Annotated in this window: 14 protein-coding genes; 11 read left to right on the forward strand and 3 right to left on the reverse strand. The window is 71.3% G+C overall.

All coding sequences use genetic code 11. The annotated features are described in order from the left end of the window. Positions 1-26: 26 nt before the first annotated feature. Positions 27-719: a DUF8091 domain-containing protein gene (locus DSM104299_RS02730; RefSeq protein ID WP_272475752.1), complete on the forward strand. Its 693-nt coding sequence runs from the start codon at positions 27-29 to the stop codon at positions 717-719. On the opposite strand, the gene DSM104299_RS02735 is transcribed toward DSM104299_RS02730, so the two are convergent. Both DSM104299_RS02735 and DSM104299_RS02740 read right to left on the reverse strand, forming a co-directional pair. Next, complete coding sequence (locus tag DSM104299_RS02735; protein WP_272475753.1) at positions 716-1609, reverse strand: hypothetical protein; 894 nt, start codon at positions 1607-1609, stop codon at positions 716-718. The genes DSM104299_RS02730 and DSM104299_RS02735 overlap by 4 nt on opposite strands. 319 nt (positions 1610-1928) lie before the next feature. Next, positions 1929-2663 (reverse strand): methylated-DNA--[protein]-cysteine S-methyltransferase, encoded by a 735-nt coding sequence (locus DSM104299_RS02740; protein ID WP_272475754.1) that lies wholly within the window; start codon positions 2661-2663, stop codon positions 1929-1931. A gap of 60 nt (positions 2664-2723) precedes the next feature. Between DSM104299_RS02740 and DSM104299_RS02745 the strand changes: the two genes are divergently transcribed. Both DSM104299_RS02745 and DSM104299_RS02750 read left to right on the forward strand, forming a co-directional pair. Then, entirely contained in the window at positions 2724-3044 is a 321-nt protein-coding gene (locus DSM104299_RS02745; RefSeq protein ID WP_272475755.1) for a hypothetical protein, read from the forward strand. A gap of 59 nt (positions 3045-3103) precedes the next feature. After that, positions 3104-4123: a glycosyltransferase family protein gene (locus DSM104299_RS02750; protein ID WP_272475756.1), complete on the forward strand. Its 1020-nt coding sequence runs from the start codon at positions 3104-3106 to the stop codon at positions 4121-4123. On the opposite strand, the gene DSM104299_RS02755 is transcribed toward DSM104299_RS02750, so the two are convergent. Beyond that, positions 4120-4365 (reverse strand): hypothetical protein, encoded by a 246-nt coding sequence (locus DSM104299_RS02755; protein WP_272475757.1) that lies wholly within the window; start codon positions 4363-4365, stop codon positions 4120-4122. The genes DSM104299_RS02750 and DSM104299_RS02755 overlap by 4 nt on opposite strands. An 82-nt stretch (positions 4366-4447) precedes the next feature. On the opposite strand from DSM104299_RS02755, the gene DSM104299_RS02760 reads away from it, so the two are divergent. The 8 genes from DSM104299_RS02760 to DSM104299_RS02795 all read left to right on the forward strand — a co-directional run bounded on the left by DSM104299_RS02760 (position 4448) and on the right by DSM104299_RS02795 (position 12832). Continuing rightward, positions 4448-5329, forward strand: a complete 882-nt coding sequence (locus DSM104299_RS02760) for a LysR family transcriptional regulator (protein ID WP_272475758.1) — start codon at positions 4448-4450, stop codon at positions 5327-5329. An 83-nt stretch (positions 5330-5412) separates the two neighbouring features. After that, complete coding sequence (locus DSM104299_RS02765; protein ID WP_272475759.1) at positions 5413-6483, forward strand: LacI family DNA-binding transcriptional regulator; 1071 nt, start codon at positions 5413-5415, stop codon at positions 6481-6483. A gap of 107 nt (positions 6484-6590) precedes the next feature. Continuing rightward, entirely contained in the window at positions 6591-7985 is a 1395-nt protein-coding gene (locus DSM104299_RS02770; protein ID WP_272475760.1) for an extracellular solute-binding protein, read from the forward strand. A 63-nt stretch (positions 7986-8048) separates the two neighbouring features. After that, the gene (locus DSM104299_RS02775; protein ID WP_272475761.1) at positions 8049-9032 is read left to right on the forward strand and encodes a carbohydrate ABC transporter permease; all 984 of its coding nucleotides are present in this window, start codon (positions 8049-8051) and stop codon (positions 9030-9032) included. Further along, positions 9029-9877: a carbohydrate ABC transporter permease gene (locus tag DSM104299_RS02780; protein WP_272475762.1), complete on the forward strand. Its 849-nt coding sequence runs from the start codon at positions 9029-9031 to the stop codon at positions 9875-9877. Before DSM104299_RS02775 ends, DSM104299_RS02780 begins: the two co-directional genes overlap by 4 nt. Continuing rightward, positions 9874-11253: a GH1 family beta-glucosidase gene (locus DSM104299_RS02785; protein WP_272475763.1), complete on the forward strand. Its 1380-nt coding sequence runs from the start codon at positions 9874-9876 to the stop codon at positions 11251-11253. Before DSM104299_RS02780 ends, DSM104299_RS02785 begins: the two co-directional genes overlap by 4 nt. Before the next feature lie 7 nt (positions 11254-11260). Beyond that, complete coding sequence (locus DSM104299_RS02790; RefSeq protein WP_272475764.1) at positions 11261-12415, forward strand: ABC transporter ATP-binding protein; 1155 nt, start codon at positions 11261-11263, stop codon at positions 12413-12415. 33 nt (positions 12416-12448) lie between these two features. Then, positions 12449-12832, forward strand: a complete 384-nt coding sequence (locus DSM104299_RS02795) for a hypothetical protein (RefSeq protein WP_272475765.1) — start codon at positions 12449-12451, stop codon at positions 12830-12832. The last annotated feature ends 138 nt before the right edge of the window (positions 12833-12970 follow it).

The following is a 12970-nucleotide window of genomic DNA, read 5'->3' on the forward strand; positions in this document are numbered from 1 at the left end:
TTGCGTCCCAGGTAGGCTCCGCGGTGGTGTCCGGGATCGGCGTCCTGCGCGAAGGGCCGCTGCATGCGGCGGTGAAGGATCTGCTGGCGCGTCCGGGGGACGCCGCGGAGGTCCGCGTCGAAGGGTTCGTGATCGATCTCGTGCGGGCGTCCGGCGAGCTGGTGGAGATCCAGACGGGCGGGTTCTCGCCGCTGGGGCACAAGCTCGACGCGCTGCTGGACGGGCACCGGATGCGGATCGTGTTCCCGGTGCCGGCCGAGCGGCGGATCGTGCGGATCGACGAGCACGGCGAGGTGCTGTCGTCGCGGCGGTCGCCGCTGCGGGGCAATGCGCTCGACGTCTTCGATCGCCTGGTGTCGTTCCCGTCGCTGCTCGCGCATCCCAACCTCGTGGTCGAGGTGCTGCTGTGCCGGGAGGATCACGTGCGCGCGCCGGAGGCGGGGCGGTCGCGGTCCGGCCGGCGGCGTCGCGATCCGGGCGAGCGGCGGCTGGACGAGGTCGTCGGCTCGGTCGAGCTCGCCTCGCCGGCGGATGCGGCGGCGCTGCTGCCGGAGGGGCTCGGCGCGGTGGAGGCGTTCACGACGCGGGAGCTGGCGACCGCGGTCGGGTGCCGGATGATCCTCGCGCAGCGGATCGCCTACTGCCTGCGCGCGATGGAGGTCTTCGAGGACGCGGGCAAGCGGGGGCGGGCGCCGCTGCACCGGCTGGTCACGCGCTAGCGCTGGCGCTTCTTGGTGTTCTTCTTGGACGCCGCGAGCGCGGTGGCGTCGTCCTCGGCGGCCGGCGGCGCGGTCATCTCGGCGCGGACGGGCGCGCCCCACGCGGCGTCGACGGCGTTCTGCAGCGAGGCGTCGGTCGTGCAGTTGATGCAGAACGCGTGCTGGCCCCAGCCGATCGCCCGGGCGAGGACCTCGTTGGCGTAGTCGACGCCGGTCAGGTCGTGGCCGTAGTAGTCGTAGGCGGCGCGCCAGGCGGAGGCGTCGAGCCTGCGGCCGGCGCCGGAGTCCCGCAGCAGCGCGGCCGCGGCCATGATGGCGTCGTAGTCGTCGTAGACCGACGGATGCTTCGCGGTCTTGTGCGGGTAGTTGCTCGGCCGCGGCGCCTGCGCACCCGCGTTCTTGTACCGCGCCCACGTGGAGAGCGAGCCGCCCGCGCTGTTCTTGACGTTGAACTGCATCGGCCCGGCGCAGCAGTTCGCGAAGTTCAGGCCGTGGTAGGTCGTCGGATGCGTGCTGAACGCCGTCTCCTGCTTGTGGACCGAGGCGATCAGCAGCCAGTTGACGCCGTACGTCTTCTGGGCCTGGGCGTAGATCTCGTAGAAGCCGGAGACCCACGACGCGGGCACGTGCGCTTGGTCGTTGGTGGTGAACCGTCGCTCGTCCACGGTCTTCTGCGTGGCGCTCGGCGCGGGGGCCTGGGCGACCGGGGCGGGTGCGGAGGAGGTGGCGGCGGGAGCGGCGGAGGCGGGCGCCGGCGTGACGACCACCACCTGCGGAGCCACCGGCGGCGCGGCCTCCGCCGCCGCCGAGCTGTGCTGGTCGAACACCCCGGAGAGCGCGAACCCGAGCAGCACCGACCCCACGGCGAGCGCAACCACCGCGACGACCATTGGCCATCGCTCTCTAGGCGGGGTGGGCAGAGACGGAACGTGCGACATCAGACGGAGGTTCCTGAGCATAGACCGCGACCCACGCTCCTTCGCCAGACCTCGGCCTCGGCACGGCGACCCGGCCGCTCTCGCACCGGTGCGTGGTCGCCTCGGCGTGGCGACCCTCGTCGCTCTCCGCCGCCCTCGGTTGACGCGTCTCGACCCCAGCCGGCACGGCGCCGCGTCCTTGGCCGCGGTCGGCCGCCACCTCTGCGCGACCGCTCCCGCACCGGTGCGTCGGCGTCTCGTGGTGGCGACCCCTGCCGTTCTCCGCCGGCGCTCACACCGCCAGCAGCGCGCCCTCGTGCTCCAGGAGGCGGCGCTTGTTCTCCAGCCCGCCCGCGTAGCCGGTCAGCGCGCCCTTCGCGCCGATGACGCGGTGGCAGGCGACGATGATCGGGATCGGGTTGCGGCCGTTGGCGGCGCCGACCGCGCGGGCGGAGCCGGGCGCGGCGAGGGCGTGGGCGATCTCGCCGTAGGTCGTCGTCGTCCCGTAGGGGATCGCGGCGACGTGGGCCCAGACGCGGCGCTCGAACGCGCCGCCGAACTGCGGGCGGAGCGGCAGGTCGAAGGCCTCGCGCTCACCGGTCGTGTACTCGCGCAGCTGGCGGGCGGCTTCGCCGAGGACGCCGTCGTCGCGACGCTCGGAGCCGGGTGGAACCCCGGTCGCGTCGAAGCGGATCTCGCAGAGCGCCTCGTCGTCGCCGAGCAGCAGCAGCTCGCCGATGGGCGTCGTGACGGTGGTGTGGTGCAGCGGCATGGCGCGGCGATCCTTCCAAGTCTTGTAGGCGGTGGGCAGGCACGTCGCGCACGGCCGGTAGCCGGCGGCCACGGCGGTCTCCTCGTCGGCGAAGAACACGCGGTTGGCCACGTAGCCGCCGCGGGCGATGGCGCGCGCGGCGCCGGGGCAGTCGAGCGTCCCGTAGATGCGATCGGCGCGATGGCCGCCGAGCACCCCGGGCGTTCTCGTCCGGTAGGGCACGTTGTCCGTGCCGATCAGCGTGTGCTCCTTCATGCAAGTTGGAACGAACGACAGCCCATGCGCGTGAGATCGCCCCGTAGCATCGCCTCCGCCATGGACGACCTCCTCAAGCTCGCCGCCGACGCCGGCCACGAGATCTCGAACGCCGAGGACGCCCTCGACGAGGGCGCACCCGACACCGCCCGCGACGCGCTCGACCGCGCCGCCGACCACCTCTCGACCCTCCGCACCCGCTGGCCCGACATGTCCGCGCCGGAACGCGCCGTCGTGGGCCCGGCCGCCAAGGCCATCCGCGAACGCCTCGACACCGCCGCCTCCCGCATCCCGAAACGCCAGACTCTCTCCGTGACCCCGGCCGAGGTCGACCCGGAGCAGGAGTCCGAGCCCGACGCGCCCCCACCCACCGCAGCCTGAGCCACCTGGCAGGGGCCCACGTTGTAGCTGCGCGACGCCTGATCTACGTTCGGCGGGCGATGAAGATCGGGGCGGTCTACAACACCGGGGTCAGCAACGCCCACTACCGCGCGATCTGGCCGCTGGCCGGCCTAGAACAGCGCGGTCACGAGGTCGGGTTCATGATCGAGGGGGCGGACGGCGGGCTAGACCCCCGTCCGCTTGAAGGGTGCGATGTGGTTCACGTGTACCGCACTGGGAATCCCGTCTTGGCAAAAGCGCTGGTGCGTTTCCGTCGGCAGGGCACCGCGGTGGTCTTCGACAACGACGACGACCACCGCCTCATGCCGCACGGGACGCCGGATCGCGAGAAGTACGTCGGGTTCACCGGCCAGCGCGAGTTCCGCTTCCAGGCGCAGATGATGAAGCGCGCCGACGTCCTCACGACGACCACTGCGCGGCTGGCCGAGCGCTTCGCGCACGAGTTCGACGGCCCGATCGAGGTCATCGAGAACCACCTCGCGCCCTTCCAGTTCGCGAAGGATCGACACGACCATGACGGCATCCTCATCGGCTGGGTCGCCGCCCAAGAGCATCGCGCCGATGTCCAGCAGCTCAGGCTGACTGAGATGCTCCGTAGGGTGATGGAGCGCGACAAGCGCATCCGTGTCGAGACGTTGGGCGTGCGGCTGCACCTCGACCCTTCGCGGTACAACTTCGCAGGCGTTGTCCCTTTCGAGAGGCTCGCCGACCACATCGGTCGGTTCGACATCGGGATCGCGCCCATCGCCGACCACCCGATGAGTCATGTGCGGTCCAACGTGAAGGTGAAGGAGTACGCTGCCGCGGGCGTGCCATGGGTGGCCTCCGCGCGTGGGTCCTACCTTTCGCTCGGGCGCAATTGCGGCGGCGTCATCGTTGCCGACGACGCGTGGGAAGACACCCTTGTCGACCTCGCCGGCTCACGCCTCAAGCGCAGGTTGATGCGCCGCCAGGCCCAGGCCTGGGCCAAGACGCAGCGGATCGAGAACCACCTCGACCGCTGGGAGGCCGTGATGAACCTCGCCGTCGAGTCGGCGGCGCGCCAGGTCGTCGCCTAGCCCGCCCGCGTCGCCAGCAAGGACACCAGGTGCTCGGTCCGGGCGAACGGGTCGGCGATGACGGTGCCCGTCTTCAGCGACAGCGCCGCGCGGAGGGACCCGTCCTCCTCGGCCAGCAGGAACGGGCCGGCGGGGAGGCGTTTGGAGTCGAGGGCGGCCAGTCGGTGCAGTGCAGCAGCGTCGTCGGGGTGGGACGGGCGCAGGGTCGTGCCGGCCAGGTGGGGGAGGGGGAGCGTGGTCATGGGTTCACCTTGCGCTCGCAATCGCGATCGCGCAATGCGAAGATCAGCCGAGACTCATCACCGAACGCGATGGATACTCCCCATGGACCTGCGCCAGCTCCGCTACCTCGACGCCGTCGCCCGCGCACGCTCGTTCACGGCCGCCGCGCTCGACCTCCACATCGCGCAGTCCGCGCTCTCCCAGCAGGTCGCCAAGCTCGAGCGGGAACTGGGTGTCGAGCTCCTCAAGCGCACGACCCGCAAGGTCGAGACGACCGAGGCCGGCGAGCTCGTCCTCGCCCGCGGCCGGCGCGCCCTCGCCGAGGCCGCCGCGATCCGCGAGGACCTCGACGCCCTCCACGGCCTGGTCCGCGGCAGCCTGAAGATCGGCGGCGTCCCGCCGATGTCGGGCCTGCATCCCGCACGGCTGATCGCCGAGTTCGGCGCACGCCACCCCGGCATCGACATCACGATCCGCGAGGATGTCGCCCAGCTCCTCATCGACGAGCTCGCCGCCGGACGGCTCGACCTCGTGCTCAGCCTCACCGACGTCCGGACCCTCCCGCCCAGCCTCACCGGCCGGCGCCTGGTCGAGGAGGAGCTGGTCCTGATCCTCGCGCCCGACCATCCGCTCGCTCAGCGCAAGCGGATCCCGCACGCCGCCCTCACGGGCGAGCGCCTCGTCGCCTACGGCGAGGGCTCGGTCCTGCGCGCCGAGCTCGAGCGCCTGGTCGACGAGCCCAACGTCATCGCCGAGGTCAACGAGCTCGTCACCCTCCGCGAGCTCGTCGCCCTCGGCCTCGGCGTCACGCTGATGCCCAAGGCGGTGGTCGCCGCCACACCGCCGACGACGCTCGCCGTCCGGCCGCTGCACCCGCGCCTCCGCGTCCCGGTCGCGATGATCTGGCGCGCCCACGAGCAGCCGACCCCCGCGGCGGCGGCGTTCCGCGAGCACGTCCTGGCCGCCGTGGCACGTCACCCTTGACAGCACCGCCCGGCCTGTGGTTAGTATCCGCAGGTCGGCTTCCAAAAACGTTTTCGGAAGCGCCGGCACACCACCACACCACCATGGCGAACGAGCGAACCACCATCCGAGAGCTGGCCCGCCTCAGCGGCGTGTCGATCGGCACCGTGTCGCGGGCGCTGAACGGCTACACCGACGTGAGCCCCGGGACCCGCGAGCGCATCGTCCGCCTGGCCGAGGAGCTCGACTACACGCCGTCGGCCTCGGCCCGCACGCTCGTCACGCAGCGCAGCCACGTCGTCGGCGTCTTCCTCGACACCGGCGAGGGCCACCCGGACCTGCAGCACCCCTTCTTCCACGAGGTCCTCGTCGGCGTCCAGGAGACGGCCGGCGCCCAGGGCTTCGACCTGCTGCTGTTCGCGACCGAGCAGCCGGGCAACGGCTACGGCCGCCACAACTACGTCAAGCGCTGCCGGCACCACAACGTCGACGGCGTGATCCTGATGGGCGTCGACCACAACGACGAGGAGGTGCGGCGCCTCACCGCGTCGACCATCCCGACGATCGGCGTCGACGTCCAGCTCACCGGCCGGGCGACCTCCTACGTCTGCTCCGACAACCTCGCGGGCGGCGCGCTCGCCGTCGATCACCTGGCCCAGCAGGGACACAGGCGCATCGCGGTCGTCCATGGCCCGACAGACACGCTCGCCGGCAACGACCGCCTCAAGGGCTACCGCCAAGGCCTCCAACGGGCCGGCCTCGCCTTCCGCGACGAGTACGTCACGCAGGGCGACTTCTACGTGGACTCGGGTCACGAGGCCGCGGCCAGGCTCCTCGAGCTCGACGAGCCGCCCACCGCGATCGTCGCCGCCTCCGACCTCATGGCCGTCGGCGCCATCCGCGCCGCCGCCGCGCGCGGCCTCGCCGTCCCACGCGACCTCAGCGTCGTCGGCTTCGACGACATCCTGCTGGCCGCTCACCTCCAGCCGGGCCTGACCACCCTGCGCCAGGACAAGGCCGGCCTCGGCACCGCGGCCGCGCGCGCCCTGATGGCCATGAACGTCGACGCCGACCCGGCGGCCGACGCGGACGCCAACCCGGCGGCGCCCACCATCCTTCCGGTCCAGCTCGTGACGCGCGGAACTACCGCGCCCCCGCCCAGCGCGGGTCGGTAAGGAGGCCGCCGCCACGATCGTCACCCCGGAACATCACTCCATCGCAGGGTCGTAAACGTTTTTGTAAAGACCATCGCTTTTGTTGGGGAGCAGGAGGGAAGCCAGGAATGCGCAAGAGCCGCACGACCGCCCTGATGGCGGTCGCTCTCGCCGTGTTGTCGTTCTTCGTCGCCGCATGCGGAAGCAGCAGCGACGACGCCGGCAACAACGACACCAAGTCGAACAGCAACGCCGCGCCGGCGAAGGACCTCAAGGGCCAGACCGTCCGGCTCTGGATCATGAACAACGGTCCCAAGCCGGTCGCCGACACCCAGAACATCGTCGCGCCGTTCGAGCAGAAGACCGGGATCAAGGTCAAGGTCGAGCTCGTCGGCTGGGACGTCCAGCTGGACCGGATCCGCAACGCGGCCGTCTCCGGCGAAGGGCCGGACGTCACGCAGGCCGGCACGACGCAGGTCCCGTTCTTCGCCGCCCTCGGCGGGTTCGAGAACGTGCAGGACAAGGTCAGCCAGATCGGCGGCGCCTCCGCGTATGCGCCGGGCATCTGGAAGACCAGCCAGGTCGAGGGCCAGGACGGCACGTGGGGCGTGCCGTGGTTCACCGAGGCCCGCACGATCTACTACCGCAAGGACGCGCTGCAGGCCGCGGGCGTCGATCCCAAGACGGCGTTCTCCAGCCAGGAGGCGCTGAAGGCCACGCTCGAGAAGCTCAAGGCCGTCAAGGACATCGGCGGCAAGCCCATCGCCCCGTTCGGCGGCCCGGGCAAGAAGGCGTATGACCTGGTCCACAACCTGATGCCGTGGGTGTGGGACTCAGGCGGCGCCGAGCTGAGCAGCGACAACAAGAAGTCCACCATCAACTCGCCGCAGGCGGTCCAGGGCGTCAAGTTCGCCACCGACCTCGTCGGCGCCGGGTTGTGGGACAAGTCGATGCTCGAGCGCGACGGCCAGCAGGTCGAGGACCAGTTCAAGGGCGGCCGCCTGGCGGTCTTCATCGGCGGCCCGTGGGTCCTGCAGTCCGCCAAGCGCGCTGACGACGACACCTGGAGCGCCGCGGCCCGCAAGAACGTCGGCGTCGCGCCGATGCCCGGCGGCGCCAACAGCAAGGGCTTCACCTTCATCGGTGGCTCCAACCTGATGGTGTTCAAGTCCTCGCAGCACAAGGACGCGGCGTGGGCGCTCATCAAGTACCTGTCCGACGACAAGGTCCAGGCGCAGTACGCCAACCTGATGGGCATGTTCCCGGCGCGCCTGAAGCCGCAGGAGGCGGAGGGGACCGTGGACGCCGATCACGAGGCGTTCTACGCGGCGATCAAGGACCAGGGCCGCAGCTACGCGCCGATCGCGCAGTGGGCCCAGGTCGAGAACGCCTACAAGAACCAGTTCGGCCAGATCCTCGACGAGGCGGCCGGCAAGGGGCAGCTGAGCGACCAGGACATCCAGTCCGGGCTCGACAAGGCGGCCAAGGAGGCCGACGGCCTGCTCGCGCAGAGCGCGGGCTAGCGATCACTCCCGGAGGGCGCGAGGCTGGCACCCGTCTCGCGCCCTCCAACCCCTTCACGCCGCATGAGCACCCACTCCCTCACACCCACCGAGATCGCGCCGCCCGACCCGCCGCCGCCGGCGACGCCCAAGCGCCGCAGCCGCCGCCCCGGCCGCCACCTCGCCTACTGGCTGATCGCCCCCGCGCTCACGTTCATGGTGCTCGTGCACCTGATCCCGTCGGCCGCCGGCATCGCGCTCAGCTTCAAGAACCTCAACACCTTCACCTTCAGCCAGCTGTTCGGCGCGCCGTGGACGGGGCTCAAGAACTACGACGCGATCCTCTTCGACTCGGCCAACCCGCTGCACTCCGGGTTCGTCGACGCCGCGCGCAACACCGTCATCTACACCGCCGCGACCGTGACAGGGACGCTGGCCGGCGGCCTGGGCATCGCGCTCCTCCTCGCGCGGCAGTTCCCAGGCCGCCGCACCGTCCGCACGCTGATGCTCGCGCCCTACGTCGTGCCGAGCTTCGTCGTCGCGGTGCTGTGGGGGTTCATGTGGCAGTCCGACAGCGGGATCATCAACAAGATCCTGGTCGACTACACCGGGATCCTCCACGACCGGCCGACGTGGCTGCTCGGCCACAACTCGCTGCTGGCGATCATCATCCCGTCGATCTGGCGCGGCATCCCGCTGGCGATGCTGATCTTCCTCGCCGGCCTGGAGACGATGCCGCGCGAGCTGCACGAGGCGGCCGCGATCGACGGCGCCGGCCCGTGGCGCCGGTTCCGCTACATCACGCTGCCGCTGCTGCGCCCGCTGATCGCCGTGCAGCTGCTGTTCGGCGTCATCTACAGCACCTATCAGTTCACCATCCCCTACGTGATGCTCGGGAGCAACCCGGGCAGCGACGCGGACCTGATCATGACCCTGATCGTCCGCCAGTCGTTCTCCAACAACCTGATCGGCTTCGGCGCCGCGGCGTCGACCCTGCTCATGTTGGTGATGTTGATCTGGGTGGCCGTCTGGTTCCGGGCCTTCCGCCGCGACCTGGAGGCGTCATGACCCCGCGCCGCAAGAAGCACCTGACCAACTGGGGGCTCAACGCCCTCACCTACGCGGTCCTGATCGTGATGCTCTCGCCGATCCTGTGGCTGATCGCGTCGAGCCTCCAGACGCGCGGCCAGCTCGCCTCCGGCGACTACGACCTGCTGCACCCGACCGTGTCGGCGTTCAAGCAGATGTGGGAGTCGGTGGACTTCGGCAAGTACCTCACCAACAGCCTGATCATCTGCACGGCTGCGGCGCTGCTGGCGACCGCGTTCGCGGCCTCCGCCGGCTACGCGCTCGCGCGCCTGCCGTTCCGCGGGCAGAAGGCCTTCGGCGTCGGCGTGGTCGGGACGCAGCTCGTGCCCGGCTCGATGTTCCTGCTGCCGGTCTTCCTCGGCTTCATCTGGCTCAAGCAGAACACGCCGATCCACCTGTTCGACACGCACATCGGCATGATCCTCATCTACACCGCGTTCTTCACGCCGGTCGCGATCTGGTTCATGCGGTACTTCTTCCTGGCGATCCCGCCGGAGCTGGAGGAGGCCGCGATGGTCGACGGCTGCACGCGCTTCGGCGCGTTCTGGCGCATCGTCCTGCCGAGCGCCGCGCCCGGCCTGGTCGCGACGTTCGTGTACGCCTTCCTCCTGGCCTGGGACGAGCTGCTGTTCGTCACCGCGCTCACCGCCAACCGGGCCGAGACGATCCCTGTCGGGATCCACAACTTCATTGGGAACTACAGCGAGGAGTACGCACAGCTCATGGCTGCCGGCGTCGTGTCCACGATCCCCGTCATGCTCGCCTTCTTCGCCACGCAGCGGTGGCTGGTGCAGGGCCTGACCGCCGGGGCGGTGAAGGGATGAGCGCCACCGACGCCCGCGACGCCCTCGCGCTCGCGCCGCCGTTCACGCCGCCGCCGGGCTTCCGCTTCGGCGTCGCGACCGCGGCCTACCAGATCGAAGGCTCGACGCTGGCCGACGGGCGCGGCGAGTCGATCTGGGATCGCTTCGCCCACACGCCGGGCGCGATCGCCAACGGCGACACCGGCGACGTCGCGTGCGACCACTACCGGCGCTGGCGCGCCGACCTCGACCTGATGGCCTCGCTCAACGTCGAGTCCTACCGGTTCTCGATCGCGTGGCCGCGGATCCTGCCCACGGGCAACGGCACCGTCAACCGGCGCGGCCTCGACTTCTACAAGCGGTTGGCCGAGGGCCTGCGCGAGCGCGGCATCGAGCCGACGGCGACGCTCTACCACTGGGACCTCCCGCAGGCCCTGCAGAACGCGGGCGGCTGGTCGAACCGCGACACCGCGCTGCGCTTCGCCGACTACGCGCGCGTCGTCGGCGCCGAGCTCGGCGACGTCGTCGGCGGCTGGATCACGCACAACGAGCCGTGGGTCACCGCGTTCCTCGGCCACGCCTACGGCACCAAGGCGCCGGGGATCCGCGACTGGTCGACGGCGCTGCGCGTCAGCCACCACCTGCTCTACAGCCACGGCCTGGCGACCGCGGCGCTGCGGTCGGTGCTGCCCGACACGGCCGAGGTGGGGCTCGCGCTCAACCTCTTCCCGGTCGTGCCGGCCGTCGACGACGACGCCCACCGCGCGGCCGCGACGATCCGCGACGGCTACGTCAACCGCTGGTTCCTGGACCCGGTGTTCCGCGGGGCCTACCCGGAGGACATGGTCGAGCGCTACGAGCGCGAGGTCGGCCCGCTGGACGCGATCCAGGACGGCGACCTCCAGACGATCCAGGCCCCGATCGACTTCCTCGGCGTCAACTACTACAACCCGATGCGCGTCGCGCCGAGCGCGGTCTCCCCGCTGCACGTCGCCGACGCCGAGTCCGTCGGCCCGACCACCGGCATGGGCTGGGAGATCGAGCCCGCCGGCCTGCGACGGATCCTCGGCCGCGTGCGCGAGTACACGCGGCTGCCGATCATGATCACCGAGAACGGCTCGGCCTTCGAGGACGGCCCGGTCGTCGCCGGCGCGGTCGACGACCCCGACCGCCGCGCCTACCTCGCCGGCCATCTCGAGGCCCTCGGCCAGGCGATCGCCGACGGCTCCGACATCCGCCGGTACTACGTGTGGTCGCTGCTCGACAACTTCGAGTGGGAAGAGGGCTACGACCAGCGCTTCGGGATCGTCCACGTCGACTTCGACACGCAGGCGCGCACGCCCAAGGCCAGCGCGCTGTTCTATCGCGACTACATCGACCGCGCACGGAAGGACTGAGCGAGCCATGGCGAGCATCGGGTTCGCGGGCGTCACCAAGACGTTCGACGACGGGACGACCGCGGTCGAGGCGCTGGACCTCGAGATCCGCGACGGCGAGTTCATGGTGCTGGTCGGCCCGTCGGGCTCGGGCAAGTCGACGGCGCTGCGGATGCTCGCGGGGCTCGAGGAGTCCACGGGCGGCTCGATCCGGATCGGCGACCGCGTCGTCGACGACATGGAGCCCAAGGACCGCGACCTGGCGATGGTCTTCCAGTCCTACGCGTTGTACCCGCACATGACCGTGGCCGAGAACATGGGCTTCGCGCTGAAGATGCAGGGCGCGCCGAAGCGCGAGATCGGCCGTCGCGTCGCCGACGCCGCCGAGAAGCTCGGGATCACCGGCCTGCTCGAGCGCCGCCCCAAGCAGCTGTCGGGCGGCCAGCGCCAGCGCGTCGCGCTGGGCCGCGCGATCGTCCGCGACCCCGCGGCGTTCCTGATGGACGAGCCGCTCTCCAACCTCGACGCCAAGCTGCGCGTCGAGATGCGCGCCTACCTCGCGCGCCTGCACCAGGACCTCGGGACGACGACCGTCTACGTCACCCACGACCAGACCGAGGCCATGACGATGGGCGACCGCGTCGCGGTGATGCGCGACGGCCGGCTCGCGCAATGCGGGCCGCCCGAGGAGCTCTACGACGCGCCGGCCGACCTGTTCGTCGCCGGCTTCATGGGTTCGCCGGCGATGAACCTGGTCCGAGCGCGCATCGTGGGCGACGACGTCGTCATCGGCAGCCAGCGCCTGCGCCTCACCGACGCGGTCCGCGTCCGGCGCCCGGGCCTGCGCGCCTACGACGGCCGCGAGGTCGTCGTCGGCATCCGGCCCGAGAGCGTCGCGCAGTCGCCCAACGGGCCCGTCGCGGGCCGGACGCTCGAGCTCGACGTCGTGCTGACCGAGGCGCTGGGCTCCGATCTGCTCGTCCACGCCGACATCGACGCGCCGGTCGTGCTCACCGCCGATCAGGAGGAGCTGGCCGAGGAGGTCGTCCCGGCGGCGCTCTCGCGCATGACGCTGCGCCTGCCCCCCGGCGCTCCCGTGCGCGCGGGCGAGCGCGTGCGCGCGTTGATCGACGTCGAGCGCCTGCACTTCTTCGACCCGGACGCCGAGCACGCCATCCGATAGACCGGCCCGCGACCTGGGTACCAAGGACCCATCATGGTCGCGATCCTCATCATCGTCGTGCTCCTCGTCGTCGTCGCCATCGGCGCGGGCCTGCTCTCTCGCCGGCGCGCCGCCGAGCGTGCACGGGTCGAGCGCGAGCGCCAGGTCATCGCCGGCGAGCTGTCCGGCCACCGCCAGGAGCAGGACGCCATCGTCTCGCGCGCCGGCGGTGTGGCGGACCAGGCGCGCGAGCACCGTGCCGCCGCCGAGCAGCACGAGGAGCAGGCCCGCCGCCACGAGCGCGAGGCCGCCGAGCACGCCGAGGCCGCCGACACGGCCGAGTCCCGCTTCCAGCGCGCCCAGGGCGCGGCCGCCCGCCACGGCGAGAAGGCCGAGGACGCCCAGCGCCGCCTCGCGGAGCTCGAGCAGAAGCGCTAGCGCCCGGGCGCCCGCCCGAACAACCGAATATCTGCCGGCCTGCGCACAGGACCGATGCACGCCGTTTGACGCTCCGACATAGTGGGTAGCGGCCGAAGGCCGTGCGGATCGGACCCACCCGTCCGCTCGGTCACACCA

This window comes from Baekduia alba, from assembly GCF_028416635.1.
Classification (GTDB): Bacteria; Actinomycetota; Thermoleophilia; order Solirubrobacterales; family Solirubrobacteraceae; genus Baekduia; species Baekduia alba.